We start from the raw sequence: 20,042 nt of genomic DNA, 5'->3' as shown, positions 1-20,042 counted from the left end.
TTCCTGAGGGATGGGGTTCCTCCACTGTGGTCGACGATTTGGTTCTTCTGGGTGTCGTAACTCGCCCCGGCCGCTCGCCTACGGAATGCCAGGTCCGACGGCCGGCGACTTTGGCGGGGAGAGGTCTAGCCGCATCTTGGCGAGTTCTGCCGGCGCTACGTCTCCCAGCCTCTGCTGCAACAGGGCCAGCATGTCCTCCTGACGCGGCTGGCCGAATGTCAGCCTATAGAGAGCAAGGTCCCTCTTCAGCTGGTTGAACAGTGGCTCGTCGGTGCTCAGAGGGTAGTGCGACACGTGCCGCTCCACGCGGTGAGCGCCGGGGTAGACCCAGTCGGGCGCGAAGTGCCCGTACTGGTCGCGAACGTCTTTGGCGAGAACGTAGATGTTCACCCAAGGATTGCCTCCGTCATGAAGCGAGGTTGCCCCGTGTACTTGGGCGATGTTGCGACGTATGGCATGACCCCGAAACCGGTCCACGCGGCCCTCGCGCTGTTCGAAGTCCACGGGATTGGACGGAATGTTCCAGTGTAAGACTGAGTGGCACCACCAGTGGAAGTCGATGCCTTCTTGTCCGACCGACGTCGTCGCGAGCACGAACGGCCAGAACGGGCTATTGAATGCCTCACGTACCTCCCCCAGGCGGGCCTCCCCACCGGTCACGTCGGAGCGCTTGTTGTTGTAGCGCAAGGCGAATCGGGCGGGGAAGCGAAGGCTTCTGAGCGGGTCTTCCGCGTCGAGACCCTGATAGTTGACAAGGGACAGTGACAGCGCGTGGGCTGCCGTGCGGGCGACGCCCATCAACTTCGTGCCGTCCATCACATCTGGGCTGTCAGCAGCCTTGTGGAACAACCACTCGTCGAGCACCGATTCCAAGTTCCCCATGCCGCTGTAGATGACGGCTCGCCGCCAAGCGCTGTCGGAAGAACGTTTCTTGTTCTCGTGCTTACCGCGCTTCCTTCCCCCCAGCACTGCCTGGAGTACAAGAGCGGCCTCAGGGCGATTGAAGAGGGAGCGGATGCCGTTCGACAAGACGGCAGCGGCCTGAAGGCGCTCCAGAAGTGCCACGTCGCCGTCGGTGCACAAACGCTCCACGACGCGCCACGCGATGCTGCCCGGAGAAGAAATGGCAAGGTCGGCCAGCGCCTCGATGGCCTTCCGGTCAGGGGTGAACGCCCCGTCCTTCCTTACCCCCTCGGCCGCCTTGATGTGGAGGCCGATGGCGGTGTCATCCAGGCCTGCAGGTTCGTCTACTGTCTCGTGCGAAGAGCCAGACGTCAGGCGGCGGAAGCCCTCCATCAGCTCCCGGCGCACCGCCCAAGGTTCAGCCGGCCAGGCGAGGTCGGTCGCGAACAGTGCGCGCCACATCGCATCAGTCCCGGCTGGTTCGTCGGACTGCCCCAGAACGGTGGCCAGCTCCTGTACGACGTGCCGCTTCAACGCCGAAGGGTCTGCGGCGGTGCCTCCCGTTGCCCTGAGGAAGCGCAACGGATCACCGATCTCCGCCAACTTTGGCGCCGGCCACATCGCGGCCAGGGTAGGCATATCGCCGGGTTCGCCTTCCCGCATGGACACAGCCATGGGGCGAGTGGTCGCCTTGCGCTGTTCAGGCGTGTTCTCATGGATGCCCACGGCGTTGGCCAGGCGACGCTCGGCCTCGTTGCTCAGCAGGCTCGCCACCGCCGTCGGCGTCGCAGTCCATGATGAGAACACGAGCCGCTTCGTCATGCCTCGTACCTTCTGGAAGGGCCCGCGGGGCGTCAGGTACGGAAGCGTGGGCGGCACCCAGAGCAACTGCCACCAACCGGCGCCGACGGTGTCCGCCTCGAGCGCCCGCATCCGGGCGTTGGCCGGGTCGATGCGTTGGAAGGAGCGTAGTTGGCCCGCCGTGATGTGTTGGCTCCGGCGGAGCGCGTCGGTCACCTCCGGCAACTCATGCCGCTCACGGATCCGTTCGCGCAGCTTGTAGCCGTCGCAAAACGTGGGGAAGTATGGTGCGGACTTCCAATAGGTCGGGGTGACCAGGCCTCGATCTCGCCCGGTGGAGGCAGCCTCTGCCAGCCCCATGAGCGAGACGTAGCCGGACAGGTCCTCCGCTGTGATGTCAGCAGCAGGCTTATTCACCTCGGTGATGCGTGTCGAGATGTCGATCGCGTGCTGCTGCGACTGGGCGCCCTCTGGTGCTGCAGTGGCCGCCTCTGTCGCTGGTCGCGCCGAGGGCCGTTCACTTCGGCACATGAGCTTTAGCAGTTCCTCGCGCAGATCCGTCATGGTCGCGCCATCGTGGCTCCCGCTCTGGATGGAGACTCGGTACTGGCGCAGCAGTTGGCGGACCCGCTCCACGTCTGCGCGTGGATTTCCGCGCGCCAGGAAGCCAAGCGTCGCAAACAGGTCGCGCTCGTGGGCGTCCTCTGTCTCTTCGGCCAACGAAAAGGGCTTATAGGGGGTGGCTGAGAGGAGCAGGACGCGGGCGTCGGGCTGGGCAAAGAGAGCCGCGGCGAGTTCTCCGGCCGGGGTGTCGGTGCGGAGGAGATGGGGGAACTTCTGAAACTCGTCGAGGATGACCAGATCGGGTTGGAGTGCGGACAGGCTGGCGTGGGCCAGCGTCGTGCGTAGATCCCCGATGAAGGCCGGTAGTCGGCGGCGCAACTCGGCGGGCAGGTCGCCGTTGCGTGCGACGTCCATGAAGGTATCGAGCTCGTTCAGCAGCCCGGAGTTCTTGAGGCCCGCTTCAAATGGCTCGAGGATGCCGTCATCGACCCCTCTTCGTACGAGCGCGCGGTCGATCCAGTCAGCATGGTTCGCCCGGAAACGCTCCACGCTGGACACTTGGCCCCTGAGGAGCCGAGCCGCTGCGTGAAAGTCCTGCTCATCGAACTGCCGAACACGCTTGAGGAGCGCCAGGATGACAGCCCTCTCGTCAGCCATTCCCGTCTGGTTCCCCGTCTCGAAAGTGGTGCCAGGCGTGAACGCGATGAGGTTGACGCGCTTGCCCATTGCGGTGAAATGCTCCGTCCCAGGAGGCGGGGCGTGCAGTGCGAGCATGGTGAGACGGCTCGCCAGTTCGTGCTGGGATCCTCCGGTGACGTTGAGGCGCTTGAGGTTCTGCCTCGCGAGATCAGCGTTGGAGCACACGTAGACCACGTCGATCTGCTGGATGTTCTCATCGTCTTGAAGACGTGCAATGGTGCGCGCGATGAGGCCACGTGCCACGACGCTCTTGCCCAAGCCCGTCTCGTCTGCCACCAGAAAGTGGCGGGAGCCGTGGGTGTAGAACTGCTCGAAGACGTGGTCCACCGTGTCGCGCTGGAACTCCTTGAGGCCCTTGAGTACCGGCTCCGCGTCAAAGCGATTCACGCTGTTTCCTTTCGGGCACGTGCTGCCTTGATGATTTGCGGCCACAGTCGCGCGACCTCCGGCGGGATTCGCGAGCGGCCCTCCTCGGTCTTCCGAAGGCGACGCATGAGCTTGTCCAGATCCAGGATCGTGCTGGGGCGGTGTCTCAGGTTGCGCAGCACCAACTCCAGCAAGCCCGGCGCACCGAAGGCTCCCTCACCGCCGAAGCCGCTGCCAGCCGGGGTGTCCGTGCGGGCCAATTGAGCGAGCAGATTGGGCTGATCGAGGCTCAGCAGCAGCAGCATGTAACGCATGAACTTGGCTGGCGTGTCGATCTGCCTTGCCAACACGTGGTCCCAGCGGTCACGCGGCGCCCCCTTAAGATCGGCGACGATGGTAGCGCTGCGCTCGTGTCCGTTCGGGGCCGTGAGCGTCACGATGACGTAGGCAGTCAGATCTGCAGTCGGGATAGCGTCGAAACGCAGATCCACCGGCTTGTCAGGGCCAGCCCGGCGGAGCTCTGCGCCTCGGGTGAGGAGACGCAGCGTGGCCCGCCAGCCGTCTGGCAGGGGATAGGGCTCCTGGCTCGTCAGGGACACGTCGTGGTGTTCGTCTTCCGATGCCACGATCCTGACCGTGTGCGGGATTTCGCCGATGGCGAGTAGCCGGCGCTCAAACTCGTGGTCCTCGCGTTCCTCCGCGGAGGGTGAAACTCCACCGTCGGTGGAGTACGACGCCAGAAAGGCGCCCAAGGTGCTGCCGTGAGTGTCCAGCGGCCGTCCATCCTCGTGCCGTCCGAGCGTGGCGTTGATCCCGAAGAGGTCGCGGCGGCCGAGGAACTCCACGAGAAGCTCTTCGTTGATCGTGAAGCCAGGTGCCGTGGCGTTGGCCGAACCGAGGATGAGCGAGCTCTTGGTCCACTGTTTGGTGTGGTCGACGATGTACGCCTTCGCGTGGAGCGTGCGGCCGAGAGGTCGCGTCGGCTGATCGAGTTGCTCTCCCTCGGAGTCGTCCTGGTGCAGGAGTTCGGCGCTGGGGTCGAGGATGTAGGTAGCGGCGAGCTGCGCCAATGCATCCGGGCTGAGCTGATCGAGGCTCTCTTTGCGGGACACGACGGTCCGGGCCCCTGCGTTCGGGCTGACAAAACTGGCGATGTCGTCGGTGATGAACGGGGAGATGATCAGGACCCGTCCGTGCGTCTTGAGGCTCGGGGGGATCCCACGGCCGCCCCGATGGAATTCCACAGCCTCGACGCCGTCCGGTAGCTCCCAGTGAACCTTCGACAGGTCGGCTGCGAGCCCCCGGACGCGATGCACTCTCTCATCGTCGAGGCGGTGAAGGACCCCCAAGGGAAGATCCCTGACGAGACTGGCTAGCGGCTCATTGGCGGCGCGGGGCCCATCCGCCAGCCCACGTGAATCGAGGCGTACGGCCACATCCCAGGAGTCGTCGAGCGTCAGATTCCGGCTGAGGATGAGAAGTCGGTAGGAAAGCGCCTCTCCCTCGGTCTCTCGGAAGCGCAGCGCCCAGAGCTTCGGGTGGAATAGCCCGCCCCGTTGGGTTCTAGGCATCTGGTGCAGCATGGGTTCCATGAACGCAGCGAGGTCTGGCGCACGATGGGGCACCGAGATCAACCCTGCCTGACAGAAGATGTCCACCTTGTTCGTGGCGGCACGGATAGATTCCAAGAGCAGAACAGGATCGGCCCGCTGGACGTCATCAGCCGAGGCCGCATCCCCCACGCTGGAGGCAGCGAAGGCGAGAGCCGGGAGCAGGGCTGCCTCCAGGCTGAGCGTGTAGGTGGTCGCGACAGCGGCGTCGAGGTGGTAGCCGGCCGGAGGGCGGAGGTCATCCAGGAGGACCGTGCGGGATTCAGGCGACAACATCACGGTTCCTTGCCTCGGCAATCTCGGAGAGAATGCCGACCACGTTGCTCCAGCGGTAAGAGATCCTGCCTCCTCCGTCGTGGCCGTTCCAGGTCTGGAGCATTGAGGGGTTTTCGAGCCGGGACTTGGGCCCCTTCAGGCTCTCGCGCCGGTGGATCGCATTGCTGAGAGCGGCGTCCTCCTGGAGAGTCCTGCCGGCCCGAACCGCACGCAGAAGCTCACGTACGAGCGATTCCGTCGCCCAGTGGATGCGTGGGTTGCGAGACGTCACCATGGCCCAGAATTCTGCGTCGTCCCAGGATGCGAGCGACTCGATGTCCTGGCTGTTCCGCTCCTGCCAAGCGAGGTAGGAGTCGAGCACGCGGCCGTGCACGTTGTCGCCGTGCTTCGTAAGCCGATGGTTGCGGTCGTACTCTCTGGCCACGAGCAGCGCATACAAGCGGGCTAGGCACTCCGCCGCGATGCTGAAACGTCTGGCGTGGTCGACCTCCGGCAGGTCCATGGCTTGCCGCACCTCCCAAGGGAACCGGGCGTCGCGGTAGTCGGAGGCAGGGCGCGTGATGAGTTGCGCGAGGAGTGTGTGCTCCTGCGCGAGCAGTATCCGTTCGGTCAACCAGTCGGCTTCCGCCGGTTGCAGGGCGAAGCCACCCTCGACGGTGTTGGGAAAGTCGGCAGGAGGGGGCGGCAGGCTGGGATGCCAATCATGGGCTGGGCGCTCAGCGATCTCCGTTTCGCCCTCGAGGTCGAAGCGATTGAGGCCCACCGACTGCTTGCCCGTCCGGGTGCGGACGATATCGAATTTCTCCAGGCCCACCCAGAACATGGCAGACGGCAGGTTGACGACCGAGTCCCCGACTCGGCCGCCGATCAGTCCGACGGTGTCGCCTGTCTTCAGCAGGGTTCGGATTAGCTCACGCTCGACGGTCTGAACGTCTGGCGCAGTGGACCGCTTGCGGCGCGCGCGCTCCTCCGCCACCTGGTAACACCACGGAACGAACAGGTAGTACCGGGCGCGCGTCTGTAACACGGTGATGCCCGGGAACATCATGTTGCTGAGTACGTCTCGAACCTGACCAACGCCCAACTCGTCGCGTGTATCGGGTTGAGAGAAGAGCGCGACGAGTTCGCACGCTGCACGGTGTTGCTCAGGTGTGGTGTCCACCCAGGCGATCAACGACGGCATTCTAGTGACCTCTCTGTCTCCATGGTGGGGATGCTAATCCGCAGAGTGGGCGCGCACCGTGCCCCAGAGGAACTGAGCATGGCCTTTCCTGCATTGTTGCTCCTTTTGACGGGAGGGCTGGCCAACAAATCGGCGGAACAATCTAGGCAATCGCACTCACCGGACAGCGGCGGCCACGTCCAGCAATTGGAGCAGGTCCCGGAACTGTCGAGCGGGCCAGTCCCTGCTGGTGTGCTGTTCTGGAAGGTCGAAAGGATTCGCCAGGTTCCGCTCCCGGGCAGGTCCGCGGGGACGAACTGCTTGGCGAATTCGCTATAGCTGGGGTAGATCCGGCAGGCGACTCGGCCCGCGTCTGTGCGACATGCGACGTAGTGGTTGTGCATGGATGTGAAGGTGACGGCGCCTACTCGGTTGAGGTCCTCATCAATGATTCTCAGGTCTTCCTGGCCCCAGCGATCGCGCCACTTCAGCACCTTGTCGCGGGTGATGGTGAGGGATGTCATTGGCCGCCTCTCAGCTATTCCGACACTATGAATCTATCCCTAGGGTCTGACATTTTTCGTCTGTCGGAAGGTGTGAGCGCTTCCCGTCGAAACCACAGATTTCGCGCCTGGAGGGCAGCCGGTTGCAAGCGGACGTGACAGCCTCCTTGTAGACGGACAAGGACTTCCCTGCTGACGGACAGTTGATCTACCTGTCCTAGGCCCATTGGGACCCCGATCGTGTCGGTCCCGCAGTTGATGCGTCCCTCCGGTGTTTACTCGAGGTCTTCTACCACCTATGAGCGGTCCCACCGGAGGGACACATGAAGAAGTCTGAGAGGGAGATCATGGAAATTCTGGAGGCGTTCGACGCCACGGAGAGTGCGCGGCCGCGGAGGACCGAAGGACCAAGCAGTGATGGTCAACCACGTTCAACTCCCTAGAGGGGCTACCCCGAGATGGTGCAGGGATTCACCAACGGCTCCACCGCCTTCCTCCTGCCCCGCCGGTTCGATCGTCGACGGGGCCTTGGGCGTTCTGGGCCTCTGAGGCCGGCTCACCAGGCGGTGGCGATGCTGACCGCCAGGATGGCCACCGCCACCATCGCGCAGCTGAGTTCCACGAGGATCCCCATCCCCAGTGCCTTGACGGTCGTCCAACTGGTGGCCAGCGCCATGCGGAAGTCGCGTAGCCGGTACCACTCCGCCAGGAGCAGGCCGAGTACGAAGCCGATCGGCAGGCCCAAGCCGGGAAGCACGAAGACGCCGACGACACCGGCGACGACACCGACGACGACCGGCCATTTCGGTACCTGACGCTGCTGGAGCGAGCGGCCGGTCAGCATCCAGCTGCTGAGGGCGCCGAACATCAGCAGCAAGGCGGCGAAGCCGAACGCGATCCACCCCCAGGACGAGCCGCCCCAGATCGCCCACACGAGTGCGCCGACGCCGATGGCGAGGCTGCCGGGGAGGACGGGCACCACGATCCCCGTGAGCCCGACCAGGGCCAGGACGCCGGCGGCGAGCGCGGCGATCATCTCTGCTGTCATCCGGCAAGACTATGCCGTACCTCAGCCTGGTGCGAGTGCGCACTGTGGGCGCTTCCATGCGGTCAGACACCTCGCCATGGGACCAGCCGTTCGGCGGTGGAGTACCGTCTGGGCATGCCCGCCGTCACCCGCCGACCTCCCGGCCACACCCCGGGGATTGCCAACACCGAACGAATCCGTGAGGTGAACGTGTCGCGCCTGCTGGATCTGCTGCATCGCGGTGGTCCCCAAACGCGTGCGGCGCTCACCAGGCAGCTGGGCCTCAACCGGTCCACCATGGGTGTCCTCGTGGCGCAACTCGTGAAGCTGGGCATCGCGACGGAGTCGGAACCCGTGCCGAACGGCACCGGAAGGCCCAGCCCTGTGGTGTCGCTCGACCCCGGCCTGGTGGCCATCGCGATCAACCCCGAGGTTGGAATGCTGCGGGTGGCCGCCGTCACCACGGGAGGTCGCATTCTCGAGCGGGTCTCGCTGCCGCTTGAGGATCTCCCATCCTCGCGGACCGTGGCGGCACTGGCCGCCGAGGCCGCCAACGACATGCTCAAACGCCATCCAGAGTGGCGACTCCTGGGCGCTGGGGTGGCCGTCCCGGGGCAGATCCGCCTGCAGGACGGATCGGTGAGCGAGGCCACCCACCTGGGATGGACGGATGAGCCGCTCTCCAGCCACGTTGCCGAAGCGCTGGGTGCGCCCACCTGGGCCGCCAACGCGGCGATCCTCGCGCTTCGCGCCGAGACGACCTTCGGGGCCGGTGTGAACCGCGACGACCTGTTCTACATCATCGGCGGGCCTTCGGGTATCGGCGGGGGAGCGGTCGAGGACGGACGCCTCTTGGTGGGCGCCCAGGGGTTCGCCGGCGAGATCGGGCACGTGGCAGTCAATCCGGGCGGCAAGGAGTGCCATTGTGGCGGCCGAGGATGCCTGGAAGCGGAGGTCACAGCCGCTCAATTGGGCGAAGCGCTCGGAAACCCCGATTTCACCATCGAGGAACTCGTCGACGAGTGGCGCAGCCGGCGCGATGAGCCGGGCCTCCATGAACTCAACGAAGAGTTGCTGGCCCATCTGGCCGTCGCCCTGCGCAACATCGTCAATCTCTTCAACCCCGGGACCATCCTGATCGCCGGGTTCCTCGCCGGCCTTGTGGCGGGAAGAACGGTGGAAGAACTCGTGCCCGAGGCCATCCGGTCCAGCCGGCGCGACCTGACGATCCTGCCCGCCAATGTGCCCGACGCGGTGCTGCTCGGTGCCGCCGAGTTGGTCTTCTCGGAGTTCATCCTCGCTCCGTCCGCCTTGACCTGACCACAGCCCCGCCGCAGTCTCGGTTTGTAACGAAGTAGAACTAAATCCCCGGAACCCTTGCGCGACGTTCGTCGGCGGGATATGTTCGAGTCGCAAACAAAGCATCGGAGTGCCCCAGCAGCCTGCTGGCTCGCAGTCCTACAAGGAGGTAGTGATGCTCAAGAAGATTGTGAGTGCAGCAGCCGTCGCGGCGCTGTTGCTGACCGGATGTGGCGCTGGCGGCACGTCGGACCCTGACCCCGAGTCGACCAACGGCGGGGCTGGCGCCTCCGGCGAGGGCGGCTCGTTGACTCTCTGGCACTACGAAGGTGCCAATTCGGCCATGGGCATTGCCTGGGATGAGGCCATCAAGATCTTCGAGGAGGAGACCGGAGCCACGGTCAACTTCGAGGAGAAGAGTTTCGAACAGATCCGCTCGACTGCCAGCCAGGTCCTCAACTCCGACGAGGCGCCTGACGTGATGGAGTTCAACAAGGGCAACGCGACGGCTGGGCTCCTGGCCAGCCAGGGCCTCCTGGCCGACATCAGCGGTGCCGTCGACGAATACGGCTGGGACGACAAACTGGCACCGGCGCTCCAGACGACGGCACGGTACAACGAGAACGGCGTGATGGGCTCTGGCCCCTGGTACGGAATCCCGAACTACGGCGAGTTTGTGACCGTCTATTACAACAAGGCGATGTTCGAGGAGTCAGGCCTTGAGGTGCCTACCACCTACGAGGACTTCATCGCTGTCATGGATGCTTTCGTGGCCGAGGGCGTGACCCCACTGGCCACCGCCGGCCTCGAGTATCCGCTCGGTCAGCTGTGGTACCAGCTCGCGCTGAGTCAGGCTGACCGCCAGTGGGTCAACGATTACCAGCTGTATGAAAACCCCCTCGACTGGAACGGCAAACCCATCACCTACGCCACCGACACTCTTCTCGAGTACGTCGACAAGGGCTATATCTCTGAAGACGTCTCCGGCATCAAGGCGGAGGATGCGGGCTTGGCCTTCATGGGTGGGCAGTCGCCGATGTTCGTCTCCGGTTCGTGGTGGTACGGCCGCTTCGTCGATGAAATCGAAGGCTTCGAACTCGGGCTGTTCCCGTTCCCCGGCAGCGAGCTCAGCCTCGGTTCCTCGGGCAACCTGTGGGTCGTCCCCGAGAACGCCGAGAACAAGGAGCTCGCCTACGAGTTCATCGACATCACCATGCGCCCCGAAATCCAGGCCATCCTGGGCAACAACGGGGGCCTTCCCGTCGCCGCGGACGAGGCTGACATCACAGATGAGAAGAGCCTTGAACTCATCCGGGCGTTCAATGCGGTCAACGAGCAGGACGGCCTGTCCTTCTACCCCGACTGGGCCACCCCCACCTTCTACGACGTGATCGTCGCCCAGCTCCAGGAACTCGTCAACGGCACCAAGAGCCCGGCTGAGGTGCGGGAAGGTCTCGCGACGGAGTACAACTCGTACGCCGAAGAGGTCAGCTAGTCGGCAGCGGCGGGGCGGCCACGCGGCCGCCCCGCCCTCGACCCTCGCGCCATTCACCCGAGCCGCCACCCCACGAAGGAGTAGGGCTGTGACTGCTGTTCCCACCATCAAGCGAGCCAAACGCCCGCGATCCATCGAAGAGCCGCTGATCCCTGAACGTAGCCGGCGCTCGCTCATCTACTGGCTCTACCTGATTCCCGGCTTCGCGCTGCTCACGTTGGTGGTGCTCATCCCCCTGGGGTGGAACATCTACCTGAGTTTCACGTCCTGGCGTGGCATCAAGCCTCCTGAGTTCATCGGCTTCGACAACTGGCTCAAGCTCTTCGGCGACGACAAGTTCTGGGCCTCGTTCAGCAACAGCCTCTGGATGATCGTCGCCATGGTGATCGTGCCCACCTCGATCGGGCTCATCCTGGCGGCGCTCCTGTTCGACCTGGTGGGGCGCAAATTCGGCGGCAAGGTCGCCAGCTTCCTCCGCGCCACGTACTACCTGCCTCAGATCCTGCCGGCGGTCATCGCGGGCATCGTGATCGGCTGGATCCTGCGGCCTCAGGACGGGGCCCTGAACACCATCCTCGAGAGCGTCGGCCTGGGCTCACTCACCCACAACTGGCTGGGCTCGCCTGATACAGCGCTCGCCAGCATGATGGTGGTGCTCGTGTGGATCCAGATCGGCTACCCCGTCGTCATCTTCATGGCCGCACTCCAGAGAGTGAATCCCGAGTTGTACGAAGCCGCGGAACTCGACGGCGCCAACTGGATTCAGCGGTTCCAGGCGATCACCGTGAGCATCATCCGTCCAGAGATCTTCGTTGTCACCCTCACCTGCACGATCGCGGCGCTGAAGGTGTTCGGCCCCATCTACGTGCTCACCAGGGGAGGGCCGGGCACGTCGACGATCGTTCCCGCCTACTACGCATACAGCGAGTTCTTCCAGTCACAGCAGGTGGGTTACGGCGCCACGATCGCCACCGCACTGACCATCGTCATCAGTGTGGTTGCCATTCTCTTCATCCGCGCTCAGAACGCGATGGAGCGCAAGGAAAGCGCAGGCCTGTGATGACCACCAACACCCTTACTCCGGTCCAGACCAAGAGGCGTGGCCGGGGCGGCATGCTCAGGCGTCGTCCCATGGACTGGCTGCTCCTCGCCTTCGCCATCGCGGCTGCCTTGGCCATTGTGGCCCCCTTCTATCTGATCCTGGTGAACTCCTTCAAGTCGCCTGCCGAGTACTCCGCAGGAGGCCCATTGGCACTGCCCAAGGGTCTGTACCTCGACGGCATCATGGCCTTCTGGGAGCGCGTCGACTTCCCACGGAAGGTGTGGAACTCGTTCTTCATCTCCGGCCTCGTCGCCGTCTTCGCAGTCATCATTTCCGTACTCAACGCTTTCGCGATCGGCATCGGCAGAATCAAGGGCCGCTCCTGGGTGGTGTTGGCGTTCCTGCTGGCAAACCTCCTGCCGCAGGAGGCGCTCCTCTACCCCCTCTACTACATGTTCAAAAGCATGGGGCTCTACAACAACGTGTGGTCCGTGATCATCATCTTCACGGTCATCCAGGCAGCATTCGGCACCTACCTGTTGGCGTCGGTGTTCGGGGCCTTTCCCAGGGAGATCCTCGAAGCCGCAGCCATGGACGGCGCCAGCCGGTGGCGGATCCTCACCCGGGTGATCTATCCCATCAGTCGCCCCACGCTCTCGGTCCTGTTGATCTTCTTCTTCATCTGGACCTGGAACGAGTTCCTGATCCCGCTCACGTTCCTGGTCTCCAACGCCAACCAGACGGTGCCCGTGGCCATCTCCGTCCTGCAGGGCGACCGGCTCATGGACGTCACCACGACGTCGGCCTCGGCGCTGCTGGGCCTCATCCCGACCCTCATCTTCTTCCTCATCTTCCAGCGCACCCTCACGCGCGGCATCACCGCAGGAGCAGTCAAGTAATGAAATTCACCGATGGTTTCTGGCAGATCCGGCCCGGCGTCCGGCCCCTGTATGCGCAGGAGGCCTACGACATCTGGGAGTCCGACGAGACCCCGGACGGCCCGGGTCTGGTCATCACGGCACCTACCAAGGAGATCGAGAAGCGCGGCGACGTGCTGAACCGGGCCGTGCTCACGACCACGCTGTCGTCGCCCTGCGAGGGCGTCATCCGCGTGCGGATCGCCCACCACATCGGCGGCCGTCCGGTGCAGGGGTTCGACCTGCCCGGCCGCGTCGAGGGCGGTGCCGGCACGGTGTCGATGGCGGCCGACCACGCCACCCTCACCAGCGGCAGCCTGGTGGCCCGCATCAACCAGGGATCACCCTGGCAGCTGGCATTCGAGAGCGACGGTCGACGGCTGACCGGAAGCGGCCACAAGGCGCAGGGATACCTGCAGCTCGACGTTGACGCCCAGGTGGACCCGGGCCTCATCGACAACGCCCGCGAGGGAGCGCCGGTGCCCCGGCCCCGAACCTTCGTCCACGAGCAACTCGACCTGGGCGTGGGGGAGGCCATCTACGGGCTCGGCGAGCGGTTCGGGCCCCTGGTGAAGAACGGCCAAACCGTGGAGATCTGGAACGCCGACGGCGGCACCTCCAGCGAGCAGGCCTACAAGAACGTGCCCTTCTATCTCTCCAGCCGCGGCTACGGTGTGCTGGTCAACGACCCGGGTCACGTCTCGTTCGAGATCGGCTCGGAAGCGGTGGAACGCGTCCAGTTCTCCGTGCCCGGTGAGGTGCTGGAGTACTTCATCGTCGATGGACCCACGCCCAAAGACGTGCTCGAGCGTTACACCGGCCTGACCGGCCGGCCGCCCGTCGTCCCCGCCTGGTCCTGGGGGCTCTGGCTCTCCACGTCCTTCACCACCGACTACGACGAGGCCACCGTCACGAGCTTCGTCGACGGCATGGCGGAGCGCGACCTGCCGGTGTCGGTGTTCCACTTCGATTGCTTCTGGATGCGCGAGTTCAACTGGACGGATCTCGTGTGGGATCGCCGGACCTTCCCGGACCCGGATGCCATGCTGATGCGCCTCCGCGAGAAGGACCTGAAGATCTCCGTGTGGATCAACCCGTACATCGCCCAGCGCTCTGCGCTGTTCACGGAGGGAGCCGAGAACGGCTACCTGGTGAAGAGGCCCGACGGCACGATCTGGCAGTGGGACCTCTGGGTGGCCGGCATGGCACTGGTGGACTTCACCAACCCGGACGCGGTCACCTGGTTCCAGGAGAAGCTCCGCGGCCTGCTGCGGCAGGGGGTCGACGCCTTCAAGACAGACTTCGCCGAGCGCGTCCCCGTCGACGTCGTGTGGCACGACGGGTCCGACCCGGCGCGGATGCACAACCGCTACACGCACCTCTACAACAAGGCCGTCTTCGACGTCATCGTGGAGGAGAGGGGTGAGGGCGAGGCCGTCCTTTTCGCCCGATCCGCCACCGCCGGCGGCCAGACGATGCCGGTGCACTGGGGCGGCGACAACACGTCCACCTTCGAGTCCATGGCAGAGACCCTCCGGGGCGGCCTGTCGCTGGTGATGAGCGGGTTCGCCCACTGGAGTCACGACATCGGCGGCTTCGAAGGCACCCCGGATCCGTCCGTCTACAAGCGATGGACGGCGTTCGGGCTCATGGGGTCCCACTCGCGCTTCCACGGCTCGAACTCCTACAGGGTGCCGTGGGCCTTCGATGATGAGGCCGTCGAAGTCACCCGCGTCTTCACCCACCTCAAGATGCAGCTCATGCCGTACCTGTTCCAGGTGGGGATGGAGGCGACCAAGACAGGGCTCTCCATCATGCGGCCCATGCAGGTGGAGTTCGCCGGCGACCGCGCAGTCGACTACCTCGACCGCCAATACATGCTGGGGTCCGACCTGCTCGTGGCGCCAGTCTTCTCGCACGAAGGTGACGTGGAGTTCTACCTTCCGGCGGGCGCCTGGACGAACCTGCTCACGGGGGAGGAGGTCCGAGGTGGGGCCTGGCGCACCGAGCGCCACGGCTTCACCAGCCTTCCGCTGTACGTGCGGGAAGGCGCGGTGCTGCCCATCGGCGCGGTGAAGACCCGCCCTGATTACCACTACGTCGACGGCCTCGTCCTGCGGGTCTTCCCCGGTGGGTCGGGCGAGCAGACCGTAACCGTGACCAACCCGGACGGCACCGCCGTCGACTTCACGGTGGGGCGATCCGACGGTGGCGTGAGGATCACCTCAGCCACCGGCGAGGGCTGGAGCGCGGCCCTCGGGCTGGGCGATGCCGTGGCAGCAGACGCCGGCGTCGTGGAGTTGAAGGCATGAACGCCGGCAACCCGGACTACCGGGATTCCGGGCTGGTGTTCCCCGACGGCTTCACCTTCGGTTCGGCCACCGCCTGCTACCAGGTGGAGGGCGCCGCACAGGAGGACGGACGCGGCCCGTCGATTTGGGACACCTTCAGCCGCACGCCCGGCAAGGTGTGGAACGGGGACACCGGCGATGTGGCATGTGACCACTATCACCGCTGGGAGAGCGACCTCGACCTGATGCAGGATCTGGGGTTGGACGCCTACCGGTTCTCGATCGCGTGGCCGAGGATCATCCCCGGCGGCGTCGGCGCCGTGAACCAGAGGGGGCTGGACTTCTACTCGCGGCTCACAGACGGTTTGCTCGAGCGAGGGATCGAGCCAGTGGCCACCCTGTACCACTGGGACCTGCCCCAGCCGCTCGAGGACGCTGGTGGTTGGCCTGTTCGTGCGACGGCGGAGGCCTATGCCGAGTACGCCACCGTCGTTGGGGCGGCGTTGGGAGACCGGATCCACACGTGGACGACGCTGAACGAACCGTGGTGCTCGGCGTACCTGGGCTACGGGCAGGGCGGGCACGCGCCCGGCCGCACCGAACCCGCCGCGGCCCTGGCGGCGGTCCATCACCTGAACCTCGCACACGGTCTGGGGCTGCAGGCGCTGCGGTCCGCGTCCACTGGGTCGCCTGAGTACTCCGTGACGCTCAACTTCCACGTGCTGCGCGGCGTGGGCGACGGAGGCGCCGAGGCCGTCCGGCGGGTGGACGCGCTGGCGAACCGCGCCTTCACCGGCCCCATGCTGCGCGGGTCCTATCCCGAGGACCTGATTGAGGACACATCAGCAGTCACGGACTGGTCGTTCGTCCTCGACGGCGACCTCGCGAGCGTGCACCAACCCCTGGACGTGCTGGGCGTCAACTACTACTCCACCACCACCGTCGGGCTCTGGGATGGACGGTCACCACGGGCGAATGCCGATGGGCACAAGCCGTCGACCGGCACGGCGTGGCCGGGTTCGCACGATGTCGTGGAGTTCCATGAGCAAGCCGGCCCGCACACGGAGATGGGATGGAACATCGCGCCCGAAGGGTTGCACGAGCTGCTGCTGAGCCTCCGTGGGCAGTTCCCGGACCTGCCGCTGATGGTGACCGAGAACGGCGCCTCGTTCGCTGACGTGGTGGCGGCGGACGGATCTGTGCCGGACGCGGAGCGCGTGGACTACCTGCGGAGGCATCTGACCGCGGCGCACCGGGCGTTGAGCGACGGCGTCGATCTCAGGGGCTACTTCGTCTGGTCCCTGCTCGATAACTTCGAGTGGGGTTACGGGTACGCCAAGCGGTTCGGGATCGTCCGGGTGGATTTAGATACGCAGGAGCGCACGCTCAAGGACAGCGGGAAGTGGTACCGCCGGTTGGCCACGACGCGAGTGTTACCGCAGCGGTGACGCGTCCTTCGCGCGTGCCGGATCTCCCTGCGTTGCGGGCTGCATCTCCGGCACCAACCACCCTTGAGGCCGGCCCGATCGTCGACGGGGCCTTGGGCGTGCTGGGCCTCTGAGTCCGGCTCACCAGGCGGTGGCGATGCTGACCGCCAGGATGGCCACCGCCACCATCGCGCAGGCCAGTTCCACCAGGATCCCCATCCCGAGCGCCTTGACGGTCGTCCAACTGGTGGCCAGCGCCATGCGGAAGTCGCGTAGCCGGTACCACTCGGCCAGCAGCAGGCCGAGTACGAAACCGATCGGCAGGCCCAGGCCGGGAAGCACGAAGACGCCGATGACGCCGGCGACGACACCGATGACGACGGGCCACTTGGGCACCTGACGCTGTTGGAGCGAGCGGCCGGTCAGCGTCCAGCTGCTGAGGGCACCGAAGATCAGTAGCAGTGCGGCGAAGCCGAACGCGATCCATCCCCAGGACGAGCCGCCCCAGATCGCCCATACGAGTGCGCCGATGCCGATGGCGAGGCTGCCGGGCAGGACGGGCACCACGATCCCCGTGAGCCCGACCAGGGCCAGGACGCCGGCGGCGAGCGCGGCGATCATCTCTGCAGTCATCTCGCAAGAGTATGTCCCGGCGCGTGCACCTGCTGGCTTCGCGCCCCGGGGCGCGAGCCCTCTCGCTGCCCTCAGCCGGCGGTTCCCATGCTCCTCGATGCGACCCGAGGCGCCGCGACGTACAGAGCCAGGCCCAGCGCAACCCAGGTGGCCAGGGTCAGCAGCGCCCATCCGCCGCCCGCGCCGTCGAAGTAGGCGACGGCGCGCACCAGCGTGCCGGCCGCACCGGGGGGCAGGAGTTGCCCCAGAGTCGCCACGCCGGCGGGCAGCCACACCGCGCTGGTGGCGATGCCCGCGAACGGGTTGCCGATGAACATCATCGTCATGGCCGCGACGGTGAAACCCTTCGCGCCGAGGGTGTCGTTGAGCGCGGCCAAGGGCACGGCCAGGGCCGCGATGCCGAGCGCGATTGCCGCACCCACGGACCAGACCGACCCGTCGATGCTCCCAAAGGCGTAGCGCAGCACGGTCGACACGACGAACCCTCCCGCCAGCGAAAAGCCCAACAGCCCCACCAGGACGAGCCGCCGGTGCCCGGGCAGGAGCTTGCGGAATGCGACGGCGGGCACGATGCCGCCGAACACCAAGGGGAAGGCGAGGCCGCCGATGCCCGCGCCGATGGGGTCGCCGTCGGGAAGGGGTACGACATCGTCGACGGTGGCTGCCAGGCCCAGTTGTGCGGCGACTGCGCTGCCGGTGGCGGCGACGGTGCCGGAGATCGCGGTGGATCCGGCACTGGCGACGGCGACCCGGGCAGACCCGCCACGGGTGAGATCGAGCCCCCCCAGCACCTCCTTGGCGCGGATGGCTTCGTCCAGTTCCGCACTGGAGCTGAGTTGCTCGACGAGGTACCCGCCCGGCGCGTGCTCGTCCAACGCAGCGGCGATCGCGTCGACGGTGGGTCCCTCTGCGACCACCCCCAGCGGGAGGTCACGGGGGCCCGACTTCAGCGTCGGCATGATGAACAGCAGCAGGAGGCCGACGAGGACGACGGAGAGGCCGGCGGTGAGGCCGAACCAGCGGACGGCTCGCGCCCGCTTGCGCAGCGTAGGACGGATGGGGGCTTCGGTGGTGACGGACATGCGTTCCTTGCGTTATGGAGGAAAATCCTCCGCTTATGGAGGAGTTTCCTCCGGATAGGATGGCGAAGTCAAACCAGGGAGGTGAAGGCGGTCATGAGGGCAGACGCATTGGCACGTCGGCGCCGCATCCTCGACGAGGCACGTCACCTCTTCGCCGGGCAGGGAGTCGCCGTTCCGCTGGAGGCCGTGGCGCAGTCAGCGGAGGTGGGCATCGCGACCTTGTACCGCAACTACCCAGATCGCGACGCGCTCGTCATCGCCGTGATGCTCGACCTTCTGGCAGACATCGACGCCGCCGTCGCAGCGGCAGCGGAGGGGCTCGACGCAGACCCGGAGGCGACGTGGGCCGGGCTGGTCGACCGCCTCGTCGCCCTTGAGGTCGGGGCACTTTCCCACGCCTTGTCCGGGCAGGTGGCAGATCTCCCGGCTGAAGTGACCGAGGCGCAGGAGCGCTCCCTCGCCGGCGTCTCGGCTGTGTTGAAGGCGCTGAGCGACAGGCGGGCGGTGAGCTCAGACCTTAGCGCGGTGGAGTTCATCGCGGCCATGGCGATCCTGACCCGCCCCCAGCCTGAGGCGATCCACCGGGCCGCGCCCGGCGTCGTCGCCCGTCTTGTGGCCGCGTTCGTCGGCTCCACCCGACCGTAGGTCGTAGCTCAGCAGCTCAACCGAGCCAGGTGGTGCTCCGGCGGGCAAGCTCGAACACCTTCTCGACGGTGTGCTGAGGGTGGCGCGAGTTGCGGATATAGGGCTGGCGCACGCCGTTGACCATGAACGTGTTGCCGCCCACCCATACCTTCATCCCGGCGTGGTTCTTCGAATTGATGGTGAAGACGCCCGCTGGACCGATCAGTAGGTGGTCGATGTCTGAGTCCTTCGTTCCCACCGGGATCGAGTGAAGGAAGCGCCATCGTGGATCCGCCTTCTGTAATCTCTCGAGCTCCGCGGCGACCAGCCGCTCACCGATGGCACCCCGCTCCCACGGCGAGCGCGCGTGCTTCCCAAGAAAGATGCTTCGCAGGATGGTGGCACGCTGGCCGGCTGCCTGGGCAGCGTCGATCTGTGCCTGGAGCGATACGCCGGGTGTGTTGTGGATGAGGTCAAGGACGGGAGTGGGCTTGCTGGGGACTGCCCCGACGGCCCGTCCCGGGGGGCCGGATGCGGTGCACGCCGCGGGATCCTTCGGCCTCGCCGGCGGCTTCGTCGATGGGCTCGGCTCGGCACTTGGGCGGCGCCAGTCGCCAACGGCCCCCGCGAGTTCCGCGGAAAGCTCCGGTGACTCCTCCCACCTCGCCGCCATGCCCGACTCCGCGTCGACACCGGCGGGTCGCAAGTGGCCTCAACTGCACCGCAGCCCGTGCCGGGCGTCCGTGGGGTTGTGAAGTCGAGTCGGCACAGGGGAGCTCAGCACTCCGACTGGTGGCGAGCGCCCCCACACGCGCGCATGGGAGTTCAAGCAGTCGTCAGAGCGACATTGCCCGTCGACCCGACGGGTTACGCAACTGACAGACCAGCTCAGCAGTACACCGATTTTGACTTCTTCGCAGAGTCTGTCTAGTATTGGCCTTCGCGCAAGCGACTGCTGAACAAGCAAAACCCCCAGTCACATGGGGATTGATGCTTATTTGCGGACTGATCCACTCAGGTCAAGCGATTTGACACGGGGGAAGCCCACAAGTAAAGTTCTGCGGGTTGCCCAAGCGGCAAATACAACTCAACGGAACAAGCCAAACCGGCCGATTTGACAGGCTGGAACACGGCGAGTAAGGTTGATCGAGTTGCCCCAAGCGGAAATCGCGCCGAATATGGTGTGGTGGATGTGCGGGTCGCACCCGAAACTTGAGAACTCAACAGTGTGCTTTAAGTCAATGCCAATTATATGCACTGGCAAGGCTTTTCGGAGTCTTGTCGTGCGAACCCGTCTCCCAGCTTTGGTTGGGGATGGATT

General features: G+C 65.6%; 14 protein-coding genes. 7 read left to right on the top strand and 7 right to left on the bottom strand.

Annotated features, from left to right (window positions below; genetic code table 11):
* Positions 1-78: 78 nt before the first annotated feature.
* From H5393_RS10590 to H5393_RS10575, 4 genes are all read right to left on the bottom strand, one after another.
* On the bottom strand, positions 79-3,354 hold the full coding sequence (locus H5393_RS10590) for a helicase (RefSeq protein WP_182766642.1): 3,276 nt from the start codon (positions 3,352-3,354) through the stop codon (positions 79-81).
* Entirely contained in the window at positions 3,351-4,925 is a 1,575-nt protein-coding gene (locus H5393_RS10585; protein ID WP_182766641.1) for a phospholipase D family protein, read from the bottom strand. The genes H5393_RS10590 and H5393_RS10585 overlap by 4 nt, the downstream gene beginning before the upstream one ends.
* 280 nt (positions 4,926-5,205) lie before the next feature.
* The gene (locus H5393_RS10580) at positions 5,206-6,393 is read right to left on the bottom strand and encodes a DUF6361 family protein (RefSeq protein ID WP_220488371.1); all 1,188 of its coding nucleotides are present in this window, start codon (positions 6,391-6,393) and stop codon (positions 5,206-5,208) included.
* Positions 6,394-7,440: 1,047 nt separating this feature from the next.
* The gene (locus tag H5393_RS10575; RefSeq protein WP_182766639.1) at positions 7,441-7,932 is read right to left on the bottom strand and encodes a DUF456 domain-containing protein; all 492 of its coding nucleotides are present in this window, start codon (positions 7,930-7,932) and stop codon (positions 7,441-7,443) included.
* A 114-nt stretch (positions 7,933-8,046) separates the two neighbouring features.
* Between H5393_RS10575 and H5393_RS10570 the strand changes: the two genes are divergently transcribed.
* From H5393_RS10570 to H5393_RS10545, 6 genes are all read left to right on the top strand, one after another.
* Complete coding sequence (locus H5393_RS10570) at positions 8,047-9,231, top strand: ROK family transcriptional regulator (protein ID WP_182766638.1); 1,185 nt, start codon at positions 8,047-8,049, stop codon at positions 9,229-9,231.
* Between the two features lie 154 nt (positions 9,232-9,385).
* Positions 9,386-10,705 carry an ABC transporter substrate-binding protein gene (locus H5393_RS10565; RefSeq protein WP_182766637.1) on the top strand — a complete coding sequence of 440 codons (1,320 nt, stop codon included), beginning with the start codon at positions 9,386-9,388 and terminating at the stop codon, positions 10,703-10,705.
* A gap of 88 nt (positions 10,706-10,793) precedes the next feature.
* Positions 10,794-11,765, top strand: a complete 972-nt coding sequence (locus H5393_RS10560; RefSeq protein ID WP_182766636.1) for a carbohydrate ABC transporter permease — start codon at positions 10,794-10,796, stop codon at positions 11,763-11,765.
* A complete protein-coding gene (locus H5393_RS10555) occupies positions 11,765-12,646 on the top strand; it encodes a carbohydrate ABC transporter permease (protein ID WP_182766635.1) in 882 nt (293 codons plus the stop codon). The genes H5393_RS10560 and H5393_RS10555 overlap by 1 nt, the downstream gene beginning before the upstream one ends.
* A complete protein-coding gene (gene yicI, locus H5393_RS10550; protein WP_182766634.1) occupies positions 12,646-14,976 on the top strand; it encodes an alpha-xylosidase in 2,331 nt (776 codons plus the stop codon). The genes H5393_RS10555 and yicI overlap by 1 nt, the downstream gene beginning before the upstream one ends.
* Complete coding sequence (locus H5393_RS10545; RefSeq protein ID WP_182766633.1) at positions 14,973-16,403, top strand: GH1 family beta-glucosidase; 1,431 nt, start codon at positions 14,973-14,975, stop codon at positions 16,401-16,403. Before yicI ends, H5393_RS10545 begins: the two co-directional genes overlap by 4 nt.
* A 120-nt stretch (positions 16,404-16,523) precedes the next feature.
* Here the strand turns inward: H5393_RS10545 and H5393_RS10540 are convergent, their stop codons facing one another.
* Together H5393_RS10540 and H5393_RS10535 are read right to left on the bottom strand one after the other, a co-directional pair.
* Entirely contained in the window at positions 16,524-17,015 is a 492-nt protein-coding gene (locus H5393_RS10540; protein WP_182766632.1) for a DUF456 domain-containing protein, read from the bottom strand.
* A gap of 71 nt (positions 17,016-17,086) precedes the next feature.
* Positions 17,087-18,097, bottom strand: a complete 1,011-nt coding sequence (locus H5393_RS10535) for an ABC transporter permease (RefSeq protein ID WP_182766631.1) — start codon at positions 18,095-18,097, stop codon at positions 17,087-17,089.
* A gap of 93 nt (positions 18,098-18,190) precedes the next feature.
* On the opposite strand from H5393_RS10535, the gene H5393_RS10530 reads away from it, so the two are divergent.
* Positions 18,191-18,742, top strand: a complete 552-nt coding sequence (locus tag H5393_RS10530; protein ID WP_182766630.1) for a TetR/AcrR family transcriptional regulator — start codon at positions 18,191-18,193, stop codon at positions 18,740-18,742.
* Positions 18,743-18,758: 16 nt separating this feature from the next.
* Here the strand turns inward: H5393_RS10530 and H5393_RS10525 are convergent, their stop codons facing one another.
* Positions 18,759-19,394, bottom strand: coding sequence for a nuclease-related domain-containing protein (locus H5393_RS10525; protein WP_182766629.1), 636 nt, complete (start codon positions 19,392-19,394; stop codon positions 18,759-18,761).
* Between the last annotated feature and the right edge of the window lie 648 nt (positions 19,395-20,042).

This window comes from Tessaracoccus sp. MC1756 (assembly GCF_014164735.1).
Classification (GTDB): domain Bacteria; phylum Actinomycetota; class Actinomycetes; order Propionibacteriales; family Propionibacteriaceae; genus Arachnia.
The sequence above is the reverse complement of the archived record's forward strand: the minus strand, read 5'-3'. Positions and strand labels throughout refer to the sequence as shown.

Bases quoted from the DNA above. Each gene is read 5' to 3' on its own strand.
- H5393_RS10535 (WP_182766631.1), bottom strand. From the start codon at position 18,097: ATGTCCGTCACCACCGAAGCCCCCATCCGTCCTACGCTGCGCAAGCGG.
- H5393_RS10570 (WP_182766638.1), top strand. From the start codon at position 8,047: ATGCCCGCCGTCACCCGCCGACCTCCCGGCCACACCCCGGGGATTGCC.
- H5393_RS10530 (WP_182766630.1), top strand. From the start codon at position 18,191: ATGAGGGCAGACGCATTGGCACGTCGGCGCCGCATCCTCGACGAGGCA.
- H5393_RS10540 (WP_182766632.1), bottom strand. From the start codon at position 17,015: ATGACTGCAGAGATGATCGCCGCGCTCGCCGCCGGCGTCCTGGCCCTG.
- H5393_RS10525 (WP_182766629.1), bottom strand. From the start codon at position 19,394: ATGGCGGCGAGGTGGGAGGAGTCACCGGAGCTTTCCGCGGAACTCGCG.
- H5393_RS10575 (WP_182766639.1), bottom strand. From the start codon at position 7,932: ATGACAGCAGAGATGATCGCCGCGCTCGCCGCCGGCGTCCTGGCCCTG.
- yicI (WP_182766634.1), top strand. From the start codon at position 12,646: ATGAAATTCACCGATGGTTTCTGGCAGATCCGGCCCGGCGTCCGGCCC.
- H5393_RS10545 (WP_182766633.1), top strand. From the start codon at position 14,973: ATGAACGCCGGCAACCCGGACTACCGGGATTCCGGGCTGGTGTTCCCC.
- H5393_RS10585 (WP_182766641.1), bottom strand. From the start codon at position 4,925: ATGGAACCCATGCTGCACCAGATGCCTAGAACCCAACGGGGCGGGCTA.
- H5393_RS10565 (WP_182766637.1), top strand. From the start codon at position 9,386: ATGCTCAAGAAGATTGTGAGTGCAGCAGCCGTCGCGGCGCTGTTGCTG.
- H5393_RS10555 (WP_182766635.1), top strand. From the start codon at position 11,765: ATGACCACCAACACCCTTACTCCGGTCCAGACCAAGAGGCGTGGCCGG.